Source organism: Sinomonas terrae, assembly GCF_022539255.1.
GTDB lineage: Bacteria > Actinomycetota > Actinomycetes > Actinomycetales > Micrococcaceae > Sinomonas > Sinomonas terrae.
Genome location: NZ_JAKZBV010000001.1, coordinates 4,282,357 through 4,298,830, shown reverse-complemented (window position 1 = coordinate 4,298,830; position 16,474 = coordinate 4,282,357). Strand labels below are relative to the sequence as shown.

Here is a 16,474-nt window from a genome sequence, read left to right as displayed (position 1 = left end):
GTGACTGCGCAGAACACGGTGCCTGGAGCCGAGCAAGCCCTTCCGTCCGGAATCGAGCCGGCCGACGCCAGCGAGCAGATGCATGTCCGTCTGGACAAGCGCGGCAAGCTTCTCGCGCGGGGCGAGGAGCCCTATCCGGTCACGCTCGAGCGTACCCATTCACTGGCTGAGGTGCGCGCGAAGTACCCCGATCTCGAGCCGGACACGGCAACGGGCGACGTCGTCGGCGTCGTGGCGCGCGTCGTCTTCGTCCGCAACACGGGCAAGCTCTGCTTCGCGACTCTCCAGGAAGGGGACGGCACCCGTCTCCAGGCGATGCTGAGCCTTGCGAACGTCGGCGAGGAGCGCCTCGCCGACTGGAAGTCCCTCGTCGACCTCGGCGACCACGTCTACATCCACGGCGAGGTCATCTCGTCGAGGCGCGGCGAACTCTCGGTCATGGCCGATGACTGGAAGATGGCGTCGAAGGCCCTCCGCCCGCTGCCGACACTGCACGCCGAGCTCAATGAGGAGACTCGCGTGCGCCAGCGTTATGTCGACCTCCTCATGCGCGAGGAGGCCCGGCAGATGGTGTACACGCGGGCGAAGATCACAAAGTCCGTCCGTGACACCCTCGATTCCCACGGATATGTGGAAGTCGAGACACCTATGCTCAATCTCATCCACGGAGGCGCGGCCGCTCGGCCGTTCGAAACGCACCTCAATGCATTCGACCAGCGGATGACCTTGCGCATTGCAACGGAGCTCTATCTGAAGCGCGCGGTTGTGGGCGGAATCGAGCGGGTCTACGAGATCGGCCGGGTGTTCCGCAACGAGGGCGTCGATTCGACGCACAGCCCAGAATTCACGACTCTCGAATGCTATGAGGCTTACGCCGACCAATTCACGATGGCCGAGCGGATGAAGGAGATCATCCTCAACGTCGCCGATGTTGCTGGAACGCGTCAGATTGAGACGCCACAGGGAACGATCGATCTTGACGGCGAATGGCGTTGGCTCGCGGTCTATCCCGGCCTCTCCGAAGCAGTGGGTGAAGAGATCACTCCCGATACTCCCCTTGAAACGCTTCTCGAGATTGGCGACCGCCACGGGGTCAAGACGGATCCGCTGTGGACGGCGGAAAAGGCCGTCGTCGAACTGTTCGGAGATATCGTCGAGCCAACACTGATCAACCCGACCTTCGTCTATGATTACCCGCCCTCCGCCCAGCCGCTCGCCCGTCCCCACCGAGACGACCCCCGCCTCATTGAGGCATGGGACTTGATTATCGGCGGAATGGAACGGGGGACTGCGTTCTCCGAGCTCATCGACCCCGTCATCCAGCGCGAGCGGCTTACCGAACAGTCGCGCCTTGCCGCGGAGGGCGACGACGAGGCGATGCAGCTCGATGAAGACTTCCTTCGCGCCCTCGAATACGGTGCTCCCCCCATGGGTGGCATCGGTCTCGGAATCGACCGCCTCGTGATGTTGTTCACTCAGGTGGGGATCCGAGAGACCATCCTCTTCCCCTTGCTCAAGCCGGAGGCCAACTAACATGCTTTACATAGAAAACCTGCTTCCCCCGGTCATCGTCGGCCTTATTTTCTGGTTCGCCATCCGCGCAATTTTCAACGCGGACAAGTCGGAGCGTGAGGCTTTGGCCGCAGCCGAAAGGGAAGCTGAGCTCCACGATCAAGGAAAAACCTCTCCGTCTGGTGAGTGATTCGTTTTGACGCCATGGTGGCGCGGCAGCATAATGGCATTGCAATAGCGATGCCAGCACGAATTGTGCCGCCTGCACGAGCAGTGCCTGTCAGACATGCCGTCAATCCAGCGCCGACAGAGAGAGAACGCCATGGCACAGAAAGTCAAGATCATCCTCGTTGACGACCTCGACGGGGGTTCCGCGGACGAGACCGTCCGTTTTGGGATCGACGGCTCGAGCTATGAGATCGACCTCTCGCACGACAATGCTTCAAAGCTTCGCGAATCCCTTCAGGGATACGTGACGGCGGCGCGCAAGTCGTCCACGCGAGGCCAGCAGGCGCCCCGCGCCCGCGCCGCTTCCGGCAGCAGCGGTTCCCGGAATTCCGAATCCGCCAAGATCCGCCAGTGGGCCCGTGACAACGGCTACAGCGTGAACAGCCGCGGACGCATTCAGGCTGAGATTCAGGAAGCGTACCGCAAGGCGAACGCCTGATTCAGAACTTTTCTCAAAGCGACAAACCCGGCGCCACAAGGCGCCGGGTTTTTTGCATTTGTTAGGCATATTTCGGGACCCTTTATCAGGAAGCGCCCGACGGCGGCCCTCCGCTCCCTATTGGGTGCCCACCCGCCGTCGTTCGCTGGCTCGCGGACGACGACGGGCCAAGGCTCCCCGCCCGCATCTCGGCGGGGGCTCTCCGTGACTTCCGTGGCTACGGCACGGTTCACCCTGTGGCGAACAGCGCTGTGCGGGCAGCACCCGCCACGTAGCATCGAACTACTTGCCAGTGCTGTCTTTGGCAGCCCTGCACCCAATCAGCAACACCGGGGAGTTCGAGCGATGTTCGAGAGATTCACAGACCGCGCCCGCCGCGTGGTCGTGCTGGCCCAAGAAGAGGCCCGCATGCTCAACCACAACTACATCGGCACCGAGCACATCCTTCTGGGTCTTATCCACGAGGGGGAGGGAGTGGCCGCCAAGGCCCTCGAATCCCTTGGTATCTCCTTGGACGGTGTGCGGGAGCAGGTGCAGGAGATCATCGGCCAGGGCCAGCAGGCGCCGTCTGGTCACATTCCGTTCACGCCGCGCGCCAAGAAAGTGCTCGAGCTGTCCCTGCGCGAGGCGCTGCAGCTCGGCCACAACTACATCGGCACTGAGCACATCCTGCTCGGCCTGATCCGCGAGGGCGAGGGCGTCGCGGCACAGGTTCTGGTCAAGCTCGGCGCTGACCTCAACCGCGTCCGCCAGCAGGTCATCCAGCTCCTGTCGGGCTACCAGGGCAAGGAGACGGCCTCCACCGGCTCCGGCTCCGGCCAGCCCGAGGGCAGCCCCGCCGGCTCGGTCGTGCTCGACCAGTTCGGCCGCAACCTCACTCAGGCGGCGCGCGAGAACAAGCTCGATCCCGTGATCGGGCGCGAGCACGAGATGGAACGCGTCATGCAGGTCCTCTCGCGCCGCACCAAGAACAACCCCGTGCTCATCGGCGAGCCCGGCGTCGGCAAGACCGCCGTCGTCGAGGGCCTCGCTCAGGCGATCGTGCGCGGTGACGTCCCGGAGACCATCAAGGACAAGCAGCTCTACACGCTTGACCTCGGCTCTCTTGTGGCAGGCTCTCGCTACCGCGGCGACTTCGAAGAGCGCCTGAAGAAGGTGCTCAAGGAGATTCGCACGCGCGGCGACATCATCCTGTTCATCGACGAGATCCACACCCTCGTCGGTGCGGGGGCCGCCGAGGGCGCCATCGACGCCGCGAGCATCCTCAAGCCGATGCTCGCCCGCGGTGAGCTCCAGACAATCGGTGCGACGACCCTCGACGAGTATCGCAAGCACATCGAGAAGGACGCTGCGCTCGAGCGCCGGTTCCAGCCGATCCAGGTCGCCGAGCCCACCGTGGCCCTGACGATCGAGATCCTCAAGGGCCTCCGCGACCGCTACGAGGCGCACCACCGGGTCACCATCACGGACAGCGCCCTCGCCGCGGCAGCGAACCTGTCCGAGCGCTACATCAGCGACCGCTTCCTCCCGGATAAGGCCATCGACCTGATCGACGAGGCCGGGGCGCGCCTGCGCATCCGCCGGATGACGGCTCCGCCGGAGCTCAAGGCGCTCGACGAGCGCATCTCGAGTCTCAAGCTCGAGAAGGAGTCCGCGATCGACGCGCAGGACTTCGAGGGTGCTGCGGCGCTCCGCGACAAGGAGCAGAAGCTCATCTCCGAGCGCGCCGAGCGCGAGCGGGCTTGGAAGTCCGGTGACATGGACGGCGTGGCCGAGGTGGACGAGGAGCTCGTCGCCGAGGTGCTCGCCAACTCGACGGGCATTCCGGTCTTCAAGCTCACGGAGGAGGAGTCCTCGCGGCTCCTGCACATGGAGGGGGAGCTCCACAAGCGCGTGGTCGGCCAGGACGACGCCATCAAGGCGCTCTCGCGCTCGATCCGCCGCACCCGTGCAGGCCTCAAGGATCCGAAGCGTCCCGGTGGGTCGTTCATCTTCGCGGGCCCGACCGGCGTCGGCAAGACCGAGCTGGCCAAGGCCCTCGCGGAGTTCCTCTTCGGCGAAGAGGACGCGCTCATCACGCTGGACATGTCCGAGTTCTCCGAGAAGCACACGGTCTCGCGGCTCTTCGGTGCCCCTCCGGGCTACGTCGGCTACGAGGAGGGCGGCCAGCTCACCGAGAAGGTGCGCCGCCGGCCGTTCTCCGTGGTGCTCTTCGACGAGGTCGAGAAGGCCCACGCGGACCTGTTCAACTCGCTCCTGCAGATCCTCGAGGATGGACGCCTGACGGACAGCCAGGGCCGGGTCGTGGACTTCAAGAACACGATCATCATCATGACGACCAACCTGGGCACCCGGGACATCTCTAAGGGCGTCATGACCGGCTTCCAGTCGGGCACGGACACGAAGACCACGTACGAGCGGATGAAGGCCCGCGTGACGGAGGAGCTCAAGCAGCACTTCCGTCCCGAGTTCCTCAACCGCGTCGATGACGTGGTCGTGTTCCCGCAGCTCACGCAGGAAGAGATCATCGAGATCGTGGATCTCATGATCGAGCGGCTCGAGAAGCGGCTCAAGGACAAGGACATGGGCATCGAGCTCACGCAGAAGGCGAAGGTCCTGCTCGCGACCCGCGGCTACGATCCCGCCATGGGCGCCCGGCCGCTGCGCCGCGTGATCCAGAGCGAGATCGAGGATCAGCTCTCCGAGAAGATCCTCTTCGGCGACCTTTCCTCAGGCGACATCGTGCTCGTCGACGTCGAGGGCGAGGGCGATCTTGCGAAGTTCACCTTCGTCGGCACGCCGCGTCCGCACGTCCCCGAGGTCGTCTCCGCCGGCAAGGGCGGCTCGAAGGAGCTCGGCGCCTGACGTAGGCACCAGCGGCTAGCGAACGACGGCGGCCCCTCACCTCGCGAGGTGAGGGGCCGCCGTCGTCCGTGGGGAAGCCGCGGCGGGGAAATCTGGCCGGCTGCCAAAGTTGTCTTGTGAGGTCTGGAGTTGAGCGGGTACCTCTGAGTACGGTCGGAGTGCTCGGCGATGCCGGGCGCCGTCGGCGGATGCGGCGGCCTCGTGACGGAAAGGGGAGTGCCATGACGAGCAGCAGCGGGCCGGAGGATGCGGGCGTCGAGCGTGCCGAGGAGCAGGGCGGTTACGGGAGCCCAACCCCTGAACAGGAAGCCGGACAGGAAGCCAGCCAAGAAAGCATCGGCCAAGAAGGCGGCGGACGGGAAAGCAGCGTCCCGGAGCGCGGGCAGGAAAGCGCCGCGACCGAAGAAGAGGACGAGGACCAGGGCGAGCACGACGTCGACTGACTGGCGCGGAGACTGGCCGGCGCAGAGACGACTGACCGGGGCAGAAGGAGCAAGGTGAAGAAGCTCATCAATGACCCGAGGGCGGTGGTGGATGAGTCCCTCGAGGGCTTCGGCCTTGCCCACGCGGACCTCGTCGAGGTGCAGTGGGACCCTGTCTACGTGACGCGCAGGGGTGGGGCGGTGCAGGGCAAGGTCGGGCTCGTCTCGGGCGGCGGAAGCGGGCATGAGCCGCTCCACGCGGGCTACGTCGGGCAGGGCATGCTCGACGCCGCTGTCCCGGGCGCCGTCTTCACCTCGCCGACGCCGGACCAGATCCTTCCGGCGACCCAAGCGGCGCACGGTGGTCTCGGCGTCGTCCACATCGTGAAGAACTACACAGGTGACGTGCTCAACTTCGAGACCGCCGCTGAGCTGTGCGCGGCCGAGGGGATTGACGTGCGGACAGTCCTCGTGAACGACGACGTCGCGGTCGAGGACTCCCTCTACACGGCCGGACGGCGCGGGGTCGCGGGGACGGTGCTCGTCGAGAAGATCGCGGGCGCCGCCGCCGAGCGGGGAGATTCCCTCGACGCCGTGGAGGCGGTCGCGAACAGGGTTGTCGCCAACGTCCGCTCGATGGGCCTCGCACTGGCCCCCTGCACCGTCCCCCATGCGGGGAAGCCGAGCTTCGAGCTCGCGGACGGAGAGATCGAGATCGGCATCGGGATCCACGGCGAGCCCGGCCGGAAGTGCGTTGGCCTCGAGCCGGCCGACGTCCTCACGGAGCACCTGCTCACGCCGGTCGTGGAGGATCTGGGCTTCGAAGCGGGGGAGAACGTCCTCCTGCTGGTCAACGGCATGGGCGGTACCCCGCTTTCGGAGCTGTACATCGTGTATCGGCGCGCCGCGCAGCTTCTCGCTGACCGGGGTGCGAGCGTCGAACGGAGCCTTGTGGGCAACTACACAACGTCGCTCGAGATGCAGGGCTGCTCCATCACAGTTCTGCGGCTCGACGGCGAGCTGACATCTTTGTGGGATGCGCCGGTCAAGACTCCGGCGCTGCGATGGGGGGTGTGACCGTGACGGCATTGGATGCGGCGTGGGCGGATCGGTGGCTCAGGGAGTGTGCCCGGGTGCTCGCGGAACGCAGGGAGGAGCTCATCGAGCTCGACCGCGCGATCGGCGACGGGGATCACGGCGAGAACATGGACCGCGGGTTCCGCGCCGTGGTCGCGAAGCTCGACGAGGGGCCGAGCGAGTCCGTGGCGGCGGCCCTCAAGCTCGCCGCGATGACGCTCATGGGCAAGGTGGGCGGGGCGGCCGGGCCCCTTTACGGGACCGCGTTCCTCCGCGCCTCCGTGGCGGCCGGCGACCGGGACAAACTCGACGGTCCCGCGGTCGAAGCTGTGCTCGCTGCGGCGCGGGACGGCATTGTGGCCCGCGGGAAGGCGGAGCCCGGCGACAAGACGATGGTGGATGCGTGGTCCCCGGCGGTCAAGGCGGCCGCGACCCCGGCCGACGGCGAAGCCGCCCTCGAGGCTGCGGCGTCCGCCGCGGAGGCGGGCGCCCAGGCGACGAAGCCGCTCGTGGCCCGGAAGGGCAGGGCGAGCTACCTCGGGAGCCGCAGCGTGGGGCACCTCGATCCGGGGGCCATCTCGACGGCGTACATCCTGCGTGCTGCGGTCACCGCTGCCGTCTCCGAGATCAGCGCGGGAGACGTCGAGTGAGCCCAGTCGGTCTGCTCATCGTTTCGCACAGCGTGCGTCTCGCGGAGGGGGTCGTGGAGCTCGCGGAGCAGATGGCCCCGTCCGTGCCGCTCGTCGCCGCGGGCGGCACGGACGACGGCGGCGTGGGCACGAGCTTCGAGAAGGTCATGAAGGGGATCGCGGAGGCCGATCAGGGTGCGGGTGTCGTCGTCATTGCGGATCTCGGTTCCGCGATCATGACGGCGGAGTCCGTGCTCGAGTTTCTCGACGACGAGCAGCGCTCGCGGGTGCGCCTCGCTGACGCCGCAATCGCCGAGGGCGCCGTGGCGGCTGCCGTGGCGGCGGAATCGGGGGCTGGTCTGGACGCGGTCGTCCGCGCCGCCGAGGAAGCCGTGCCCGGGGCGGAACCGGAGGAGGCGCCCGAAGTCGCCGAGCCCTCGGAGTCCGCCGTCCTCACGCTCTCGAACCGCACAGGCCTGCACGCCCGTCCCGCCGCGGTCCTCGCCGGAAGGCTCTCGCAGCTCGACGCGGAGGTCACCATCAACGGCGTCGACGCGCAGTCGGTGATGGCGCTCATGGCCTTGGGGGCGAAGAAGGGCGAGCAGCTCGTCGTGGAGGCGTGGGGAGCGGAGGCGGCCAAGGCGGTGCGTCTCGTGCGGGAGCAGGTCGAGCGGGGCTTCGGCGAGGTGTGAAAGAAGTGTTTCACCATGAGTGAACGCCTCTGTGCTCCTCACCACAGAGCGGGTTGAATCGGTGCCATGAGTGCCGACGTCCAGACCGAAGAGTCGCAGACCTCCCAACCTGCGCCGCAGCAGGCTCCCGAAACCCCGTTCCACGACCTTGACCACTACGTAGCGATCCCACGACTGAGCGGCCTGGTCCTGAGTCCGGACGGTTCGAGGCTCGTCACGACCGTCGCGACCCTCAACGGCAAAGGCACCGAATACGGTTCGGCTCTCTGGGAGATCGATCCCGCAGGCAGCCGCCCGGCGCGCCGCATCACCCGCAGCGCGAAGGGGGAGGCCGGCGCCGCCTTCGCGGCGAACGGCGACCTCTTCTTCACATCCGCCCGCCCCGACCCCGAGAAGCCCGACGATGAGCCGGTCAACGCGCTGTGGCTCCTCCCTCGCGACGGTGGAGAGGCGCGGGTCGTCCTGAGCCGGGCGGGCGGCGTCGGCTCTGTCCTGACGGCGCGCGCCGCGGAGGCGACGTTTGTCCAGGCGTCCGTGCTCGCCGGGAGCGCCGACGAGGAGGACGACGAGAAGCGGCGCAAGGCGCGCAAGGACGGCAAGGTCGCCGCCATCCTGCACTCCGCGTACCCAGTTCGCTTCTGGGACTCCGACCTCGGCCCCGACGAGCCGCGCCTCTTCGCCGTCGAACGCTCTTCCAAGGAGGCCGAGCCGGGCAAGCCGTCCACGGTCGACGAGGGGCCTTCGCTCGAGCTGCGCAACCTCACGCCGGACGTCGGCGCTGGCTTGCGCTTCGGCGAGGCGCACGTGAGCCCAGACGGGGCGACCCTGTACGCCGGGATCCTCAAGCCGCTCCCAAAGGCCGACCTGCGGGACGAGCTCGTAGCGATCGACGTTGCCAGCGGCAGCCGGAGGACACTTCTCGCCGAGGACGGCAAGGACTTCTTCCCCGGCCCGGTGAGCCCCGACGGGCGAACGCTCGCCGTCGTCGTCGAACCTCACACGACGCCCACCGAGTCCTTCCGGAGCGAGCTGTACCTCCTCGACGTCGCAAGTGGCGAGCTGCGCCGGCTCGCCCCGGGCTGGGACCGCCAGCCTCACCCGCAGGCCTGGCTTCCGGACGGCTCGGCGCTCCTCGTGACGGCGGACGACGCCGGTCGCTCGCCCGTCTTCCGCATCGACGCCACGAGCGGCGACGTCACCCGCGTGACGCCCGACGACGCCGCCTACACGGACGTCGTTGTCTCACCTGACGGAGCGACCGCCTACGCCTTGCGCAGCTCCTACCTCTTCCCCGCGGAGGCCGTGCGCATCGACCTCGCGAGCGGCGACGTCACGCGTCTGGCGAACCCCACCGAGCGCCCGGAGATCCCGGGGCGCCTCGAGGAAGTGACGGCAACGGCCGAGGATGGGACGCCGCTGCGCGCGTGGCTCGCCTTGCCCCAAGACGCGCAAGAGGGGGCGAAGCACCCCCTTCTGCTGTGGATCCACGGCGGCCCGATCGGTTCGTGGAACGCGTGGACGTGGCGCTGGAATCCGTGGCTCCTGACGGCGCAGGGCTACGCCGTCCTCCTCCCTGATCCAGCCCTCTCGACCGGCTACGGCCAGAACTTCATCCAGCGCGGCTGGGGCCGATGGGGCGCCGAGCCGTTCACCGACCTCATGGCCGTCACCGATGCAGCCCTCGAGCGCCCCGACCTCGACCCCGAGCGCACCGCCGCGATGGGCGGCTCCTTCGGAGGGTACATGGCGAACTGGGTGGCCGGGCACACCGACCGTTTCAGGGCGATCGTCACGCACGCGAGCCTATGGGCGCTCGAGGGCTTCGGCATGACGACGGACATGGCGCACTACTGGGCGAAGGAGATGGACGAGGCCATGCAGGAGGCCTATTCGCCCCACCGCGCCGTGGGCGAGATCCGCACTCCCATGCTTGTCATCCATGGCGACAAGGACTACCGGGTGCCGATCGGCGAGGGGCTCCGGCTCTGGTACGAGCTCCTCAACAAGTCGCAATTGTCCCTTGACGAGTCCGGGCGCACGCCGCACCGCTTCCTCTACTTCCCGGACGAGAACCATTGGATCCTCAAGCCCCAGCATGCGAAGGTCTGGTACGGCGTCGTGAGCGCGTTCCTCGCGGAGCACGTCCTGGGTCAGGAGCGTGAGCTGCCGAAGGAGCTCGGGCTCTAGGATGGCTCCATGACAGCCGCCCAAGCCGCGACCGAGCCCACCGCCGCCCCGACCTTCCGGGTGCGCCGCGCGCGGACGAGCGATGTCGCGGCCATCAAGCGGCTTGTGGCCCCGCTCGCGGACCGCCGGATCCTCATCTCGAAGGAGTCCGTGGCGTACTTCGAGTCGATCCAGGAGTTCCGGGTCGCGGAGACCGAGGACGGCGAACTCATCGGGTGCGGGGCCCTCCACGTCATGTGGGAGGACCTCGCCGAGGTGCGCACGCTCGCCGCTGCTGATTCGTGGCGCGGCCGGGGCGTGGGCCACGCACTCGTCCAGCGGCTCCTCTCGGACGCGGCCGACGTCGGAGTGCAGCGGGTCTTCTGCCTCACCTTCGAGGTGGGCTTCTTCGAGCGGCATGGCTTCGAGGTCATGGCGGACCAGTCGGCCGTGGATCCCGAGGTCTACTCGGAGCTCTTGCGCTCCTCCGATGAGGGCGTCGCCGAGTTCCTCGACCTCGCAAGGGTCAAGCCGAACACGCTCGGCAACACGCGCATGATCAAGTGGCTCGCCGGACGCGCTCGGGAGTAGCGTGGCGGGGCGCGTTCAGTGCGGGAGCGCGAGGCCACCAGTGAGCTCTACGGCGAGACCGTCTGCGAGGAGACCCGCGATGCAGCGTTCGAGCTGTTCGGGGGCGGGTGCGAGGGCGTGGAGGCGTGCGAGCTCGGGGCTCGTTGCCGAGCCTTCGGTGAGCGCTGTGACCGGTTCCGCCGTGACTGGTTCCGCCGTGGCCAGCCCGTCTAGCACCACTCGAGGCACAGGGCGCGAGGCCCCGCGCAGCACGGCCATGATCGCGCCGCGAACCTGGCGGTCCGTTCCGTGCCAGGCCTGGCCCTTGGGCACGTACGACGGCGGGGGCTCCCCTGCCGCGCGCCACGCGCACTCGTCCGCTACAGGACACATCGAGCACTTGGGCGATCGCGCTGTGCATATGAGGGCCCCCAGCTCCATCACGCCGGCATTCCAGCGGACGGAGGTCGCGTCGTCGTCCGGGAGCAGCGCCTCCGCGAGCCGTCGCTCTGCCGCCGTGAGGGCGGGCGCGGGGAGGGCGTCGCCGCTGACCAGCCGTGCGTGCACGCGTCGGATGTTCGTGTCGACCACGGAGGCCCGGCGTCCGAATGCGAAGGCCGCGACCGCTGCCGCCGTGTAGCCACCGACCCCGGGCAGCGCGAGGAGGCCGTCCTCGGAGTCCGGAAGCTCGCCGTCGTGCTCGGTGGCGATGACCGTGGCGGCGGCGTGGAGACGCAACGCTCGGCGCGGATATCCGAGGCGACCCCAGGCCCGGACCGCCTCCCCGGGAGACTCCGCCGCGAGATCCGCGGCCCTGGGCCAGCGCTCCATCCACTCGCGCCACACAGGGAGCACCCGCACGACCGGCGTCTGCTGAAGCATCACCTCGCTCACCAGCACGCCCCACGGGCTGCACCGCGGATCCCGCCAAGGGAGGTCGCGCGCCTCGGTGGCGAACCAGCGGACGACGGCGCCGTGCAGCTTGGCGGTCAGGGCTCCTCCTCGGGTCCGCCGGGTGGGGTGGTGGGCGATTCCACTCTAGCCGTGCGGCGCGGCGCAACGGTGGGCCGGTCAACGTTTCCTAGCCTAGAAGCATGGCAGCACGCGGAAAACTGAGCCCCGCCGTCTATCGCCGCCGGAGACTGGTCGTCGGAACTCTCCTGGCGCTTGTACTCGTGGCTTTCGGCGGTGGCGCGTGGGCCCTCACGCGCGGCTCGAGTCAGCCGGCGGCCTCGGGGCGTACCTCCGAGGACGGCGGTCCAGTCGCGGTCGCGACAACGTCCTCTGCCGCAGGGTCCTCTGCCGCAGGGCCCTCGCCGAATGCCAGCTCTGCCACGCCCAGCGCGACGGCCACTGACACGGCGTCCGCAACGCCGTCCGCCACCGCTGCTTCGACTGCGGACGCGACTCCGACGCCGACGCCGACCGCCACATGCGATCCGGCAAAGTTCGCGCTGACCGCGTCGACGGACCAGCGGGTCTACAGCCCTACCGAGAACCCAGTGCTCACTCTCAAAGTCACGAACCAGAACAGCATCCCGTGCACGCTGAATGTCGGCACGTCGCAGATGGAGTATCAGATTGTGAGCGGCGCGGATCGCGTCTTCGACTCGAAGGACTGCCAGAACGGCTCGGCCGACCTGCTGAAGACCCTCGCACCGGGCGCGAGCGAGACGGCGAACTTCCCGTGGCCGCGGGTGCGCTCCACCGAGGGGTGCAAGGCGGTCCAGGTCAAGCCCCTTCCTGGCACGTATGTCCTGACGACCTCGCTCGGTCCGCTGGACAGCCAGAAGGCCGTGTTCACGCTCCAGTGACGCCAGCCGCTCGCGGACGCCTCGTCCGAGCGGCCCCAGTTTCGGTCAGAGGAAGCGGTCGAGCAGGCTGGCCTCGGCCATGCGGCTGAGCCCTTCGCGGACGGTTCGCGCGCGCTGCTCACCGATGCCGTCCACCGTCATGAGGTCTTCGATCGTCGCGGCCATCAGGTTCTGGAGGCCGCCGAAGTGGTCCACGAGACGGTCGGCGACGGCGCGCGGCACCGGCTTGAGGCCCGAGATGAGCCGGTAGCCGCGGGGCTCGACCACGGCGTCGAGCGTGCTCTCGCCGCCCGCGTAGCCGAGGATTGCGGCGATGCGGTTGAGGTCGATGAGATCAGTCGGGGAGAGCTCGATGAGGGCTTGTGCGGCGGCGTCGATCGTCTCGGCCGTCGCGTCGTCGCCCGCATAGTCGCGGATCACGACATCGCTCCCTGGCCCGCGGCCGACCGTGAGCTCTTCGAGCTGGAGGGAGAGGAGACGGCCGTCTTCGCCGAGCTCGAGCACGTACTGGCCGATCTCTTCCGAGATGCGCCGCACCATTTCCTGGCGCTGAAGCGTCTGTGCGACGTCGCGAACGGTCACCATCGCCTCGATTTCGAGGGCAGAGAGGGAGTTCGTCACCTGGTCGAGGCGCGCGCGGTAGCGTTCGAGGGTCGCGAGAGCCTGGTTCGCGCGGGCGAGGACCTTCTCCGAACCCTCCAAGACGTAGCGCAACCCGCGGACGTACAGGGCGATGATCTGCATCGACTGGCTCACGGAGATCACGGGGAGGCCGGTCTGGATCGCGACGCGTTCGGCAGTCCGGTGGCGCGTGCCGGACTCCGAGGTGGGGATGGTCGGATCGGGGACCAGGTGAACCGCCGCCCGGAGGATGGTCTTCGCCTCGCGATCGGTGACGATCGCGCCGTCCATCTTCGCGAGTTCACGCAGACGGGTGGGAGAGAAGTCGATGCCGATCTCGAAGCCGCCTGAGCAGATGGAGTCGACTGTGCGATCGAAGCCGAGCACGATGAGCGCGCCCGTCCGGCCCCTGAGGATCCGCTCGAGGCCGTCGCGGAGGCCGGTTCCCGGTGCTACCCGACCCAAGGTGGCGGCTAGCACTTCCTCGGGACTCCGAGCCATATGACATTCCCTTTCGCGGCACAGCAAAGGCACCCACGTGGGCACTGAGTCCCATGCTATATGCGCGTCCAGACGCGCAATGTTCGCCTATGGCAACGATTTGGCGACCATTCGAGGCAGCTACCCGCCAGTACTGATGAGCAGCCCGAGGGCCTCGGCGACGTGGCTCACCTCGCGCACTGAGAATCCTGCTGGGATCTCGCCGGGGCCCGTTGGGCTCGCGGGCACGACGGCGTGGGTGAAGCCCAGACGGTGGGCTTCCTGGATGCGACGGTTTATCCCGGGCACCGGCCTCACCTCCCCCGCCAGGCCGACCTCGCCGAACGCAATGAGGCGCTGGGGGAGTGCTTGGCGGGTCTTCGCGGAGGCGACGGCGAGAGCCACCGCGAGGTCAGTCGCAGGCTCACTGAGTTTCACGCCGCCCACGGTCGCCACGTAGCTGTCGTCCTTGTGCAGCACGCAGCCTGCACGCTGCTGGAGCACGGCAAGGAGCATCGCTACCCGAGACGAGTCGAGGCCGCTCGTCGCCCGGCGGGGCTGGGCGTTCGAGCTTTCCGCGAGGAGCGACTGAACCTCCGCGAGCAGGGGCCGCCTGCCCTCGAGGGTGACCGTGATGCATGTGCCCGAGACGGGCTCCTTGGTGCGGGAGACGAAGAGGCCCGAAGGGTCCGTAACGCTCGCAATGCCATCCTCGCCGAGGTCGAAGCAGCCGACCTCGTCAGTTGGCCCGTAACGGTTCTTGACCGCCCGGATGAGCCGGAGCCTCGAGTGCCGCTCCCCTTCGAATTGGCACACGACGTCGACGAGATGTTCGAGAAGACGGGGACCCGCGATCGATCCCTCCTTCGTCACGTGCCCCACGAGGAGGGTCGTCATGTTGCGTCGCTTGGCTGCGGCGATGAGCGAGGCCGCCACTTCGCGGACCTGCGAAACGCCGCCCGCGCTGCCCTCGACCTCTGCGCTCGAGAGCGTCTGGACGGAATCGACGACGAGGAGGCGGGGCTCGAGCTTCTCGACCTGCCCGAGAGCCTGGCCGAGGTCGGTCTCGGCCGAGAGGTAGAGCCCAGGGGAAACTGCCCCGATGCGCTCGGCACGGAGCTTGACCTGCGCGGCCGATTCCTCGCCCGTCACATACAGAACGTGGGAGGGCACTCCTGGCGCCGCGGTCGCCGCAACCTTGGCCGCGACGTCGAGCAGGAGCGTCGACTTGCCCACGCCGGGCTCTCCTGCGAGGAGGATCACCGCCCCCGGGACGAGCCCGCCTCCGAGGACGCGGTCGAGTTCGCTCACACCCGTCGGCAGGAAGGCGGCCTCAGTCGCGTCGACGTCCGCGATCAGCCGCGCGGGCTCGCGGACGGTGACGGCCGCCGTCGTCCGCGCCACGGCAGCGCCGACCTCCTCGACGGTGCCCCAGGACTGGCACTCACCGCAGCGGCCCACCCACTTCACGGTCGTCCAGCCGCATTCGGCGCAGCGGTATCCGGCCGCGGGCCGGGACGAGCGCGTGGAGGTCTTCGAAGCCATGCCACAAGGCTAATGGCGACCTACGACAATCCTGCCGGCTCCCATTCGCGCCCCGGCCGTCACAGTGCAGGAAGGAGCGCGACCGCCTCGTCGTGGCCATAGCCGGCGGCTTCGAGGAGGTCCACGAGCATCGGTCTGATGAGGATCACGAGCGCCTCGCCCTCGAGCCTTTCGACGTGGAGCTTGCGCGGGTGCGCACGGGACGCGATCTGTTCGAGCATGAGCCCCGCGGAACGCCTGTTGACGCGCCGCTCCTCACGGTCTTCCGTGGAGAGGCCTGCCGCGACGAGGTCGAGTGCCTCCGCCGTGTTCTCGAGGAGCTCCGCGATGTCTTCGGCGGCCATCTCCGAGAGCGCGGCGTTGTTGATCGCGCTCGCGATCCGCCTCGCCACGACGCGGCCGTTGCGGAGAGCGAGGTCGAGGTATTCGACTGCATGCTCGAAGTTCTCGATCTCGGAGCGGTAGCGGCGGTAGGCGGGGGCGAGGCGGGTGACCTCGCCCGAGGTCTTGAGCGTCGTCCGGATGGCGTCGACGAGGTTCTGCGAGCCCCGCCCGCGCACGAGCGCGTGCCAGGCTCGGGTCGAGTCCGCTTCGGTGAGCGCCTCGGAACACTCTCGGAGCATCTCGGAGAACGCGCCGACAAGCTGGTGCAGGTCGTGGCGGGGCTGAACACGCGGGTCTCGGGGGAGGAGCGCGGTGAGGAGGAGGGAGACGAGACCGCCGATGACGGCGTCCAGACTCCGGGTGAAGGGGCCACCGACGGGTGCGGGGAGCAGAACGACGAAGAGCGACTGGATGCCGAGCTGCGTTGCGAAGATCACGCCCCGGTCGAGGAAGCGGGCCAGCAGGAGCGAGACCACGAGCACGATGGCTGCTTGGGTGATGCCGGCTCCGAAAAGCGTCCTCATGAGGTCGCCGAGCACGATGCCGAGCGTGCATCCGGCCGAGACTTCGAGCACCTTGCGGAGCGTGAGGTCCCGCCCGAAGCCCAGGGAGACCAGAGCTGAGGTGGCAGCGAAGATCGGGCCGACGTGGCCGAGGAGGTGCTCCGCGATGAGGTACGCCGCGACGGCGCCCACGGCCATGAGGATCACGGGCATGAGCGAGGCCCTCGCGCGTGCCCAGCCGGCCCGAGCTCGCTTCCTCGCCGCCCCCGGCATCCGCGCAAGCCTCGCTCTCGCGGAAGCAGGCGGCGCTGACTCCTCCCGGGGCGCTTTCCCCCGTTGGGCGATCTCCATAGAGGCAGTTTAGGGAGGCAGGCTGGGCTCGGGACGAAGTCCACTACTTCTGCAGGAGTGTGATGTGCAAGACTCACGCGCCAGATGTCACCGATCCTCTCCCACGCGTTCACCTTGCGTTAACCAGCGTCGCGGACTCTCTTTACCTGAGGCTCCTACTTTCGAATTCAGTACGA

General features: G+C 68.2%; 16 protein-coding genes. 12 read left to right on the top strand and 4 right to left on the bottom strand.

Annotated features, from left to right (window positions below):
• Positions 1–78 precede the first annotated feature (78 nt).
• From lysS to L0M17_RS19895, 10 genes are all read left to right on the top strand, one after another.
• The gene (gene lysS / locus L0M17_RS19940) at positions 79–1,533 is read left to right on the top strand and encodes a lysine--tRNA ligase (protein ID WP_241056520.1); all 1,455 of its coding nucleotides are present in this window, start codon (positions 79–81) and stop codon (positions 1,531–1,533) included.
• 1 nt (position 1,534) lies between these two features.
• A complete protein-coding gene (locus tag L0M17_RS19935) occupies positions 1,535–1,702 on the top strand; it encodes a hypothetical protein (RefSeq protein WP_241056105.1) in 168 nt (55 codons plus the stop codon).
• A gap of 132 nt (positions 1,703–1,834) precedes the next feature.
• On the top strand, positions 1,835–2,179 hold the full coding sequence (locus tag L0M17_RS19930) for a histone-like nucleoid-structuring protein Lsr2 (protein ID WP_241056104.1): 345 nt from the start codon (positions 1,835–1,837) through the stop codon (positions 2,177–2,179).
• Positions 2,180–2,524: 345 nt separating this feature from the next.
• On the top strand, positions 2,525–5,044 hold the full coding sequence (locus L0M17_RS19925; protein ID WP_241056103.1) for an ATP-dependent Clp protease ATP-binding subunit: 2,520 nt from the start codon (positions 2,525–2,527) through the stop codon (positions 5,042–5,044).
• A gap of 221 nt (positions 5,045–5,265) precedes the next feature.
• Positions 5,266–5,487 (top strand): hypothetical protein, encoded by a 222-nt coding sequence (locus tag L0M17_RS19920; RefSeq protein ID WP_241056102.1) that lies wholly within the window; start codon positions 5,266–5,268, stop codon positions 5,485–5,487.
• Between the two features lie 54 nt (positions 5,488–5,541).
• Positions 5,542–6,543 (top strand): dihydroxyacetone kinase subunit DhaK, encoded by a 1,002-nt coding sequence (gene dhaK, locus L0M17_RS19915; RefSeq protein WP_241056101.1) that lies wholly within the window; start codon positions 5,542–5,544, stop codon positions 6,541–6,543.
• On the top strand, positions 6,531–7,193 hold the full coding sequence (gene dhaL, locus L0M17_RS19910; RefSeq protein ID WP_241056100.1) for a dihydroxyacetone kinase subunit DhaL: 663 nt from the start codon (positions 6,531–6,533) through the stop codon (positions 7,191–7,193). Before dhaK ends, dhaL begins: the two co-directional genes overlap by 13 nt.
• On the top strand, positions 7,190–7,864 hold the full coding sequence (gene dhaM / locus L0M17_RS19905; RefSeq protein ID WP_241056099.1) for a dihydroxyacetone kinase phosphoryl donor subunit DhaM: 675 nt from the start codon (positions 7,190–7,192) through the stop codon (positions 7,862–7,864). The genes dhaL and dhaM overlap by 4 nt, the downstream gene beginning before the upstream one ends.
• Before the next feature lie 66 nt (positions 7,865–7,930).
• A complete protein-coding gene (locus L0M17_RS19900) occupies positions 7,931–10,051 on the top strand; it encodes a S9 family peptidase (RefSeq protein ID WP_241056098.1) in 2,121 nt (706 codons plus the stop codon).
• Between the two features lie 9 nt (positions 10,052–10,060).
• Positions 10,061–10,621, top strand: coding sequence for an amino-acid N-acetyltransferase (locus L0M17_RS19895; protein ID WP_241056097.1), 561 nt, complete (start codon positions 10,061–10,063; stop codon positions 10,619–10,621).
• 15 nt (positions 10,622–10,636) lie between these two features.
• On the opposite strand, the gene L0M17_RS19890 is transcribed toward L0M17_RS19895, so the two are convergent.
• Positions 10,637–11,494, bottom strand: coding sequence for an iron-sulfur binding domain-containing protein (locus tag L0M17_RS19890; protein WP_372498049.1), 858 nt, complete (start codon positions 11,492–11,494; stop codon positions 10,637–10,639).
• A gap of 200 nt (positions 11,495–11,694) precedes the next feature.
• On the opposite strand from L0M17_RS19890, the gene L0M17_RS19885 reads away from it, so the two are divergent.
• Positions 11,695–12,414, top strand: a complete 720-nt coding sequence (locus tag L0M17_RS19885) for a hypothetical protein (RefSeq protein WP_241056096.1) — start codon at positions 11,695–11,697, stop codon at positions 12,412–12,414.
• Positions 12,415–12,459: 45 nt separating this feature from the next.
• Here the strand turns inward: L0M17_RS19885 and disA are convergent, their stop codons facing one another.
• From disA to L0M17_RS19870, 3 genes are all read right to left on the bottom strand, one after another.
• Complete coding sequence (disA, locus tag L0M17_RS19880) at positions 12,460–13,536, bottom strand: DNA integrity scanning diadenylate cyclase DisA (RefSeq protein WP_241056095.1); 1,077 nt, start codon at positions 13,534–13,536, stop codon at positions 12,460–12,462.
• A 120-nt stretch (positions 13,537–13,656) separates the two neighbouring features.
• The gene (gene radA / locus L0M17_RS19875; protein WP_241056094.1) at positions 13,657–15,060 is read right to left on the bottom strand and encodes a DNA repair protein RadA; all 1,404 of its coding nucleotides are present in this window, start codon (positions 15,058–15,060) and stop codon (positions 13,657–13,659) included.
• A gap of 59 nt (positions 15,061–15,119) precedes the next feature.
• Entirely contained in the window at positions 15,120–16,160 is a 1,041-nt protein-coding gene (locus L0M17_RS19870; RefSeq protein ID WP_241056093.1) for an FUSC family protein, read from the bottom strand.
• Between L0M17_RS19870 and L0M17_RS19865 the strand changes: the two genes are divergently transcribed.
• Positions 16,159–16,311 (top strand): hypothetical protein, encoded by a 153-nt coding sequence (locus L0M17_RS19865; RefSeq protein ID WP_241056092.1) that lies wholly within the window; start codon positions 16,159–16,161, stop codon positions 16,309–16,311. The two genes, L0M17_RS19870 and L0M17_RS19865, sit on opposite strands and share 2 nt — an antisense overlap.
• Positions 16,312–16,474 lie beyond the last annotated feature (163 nt).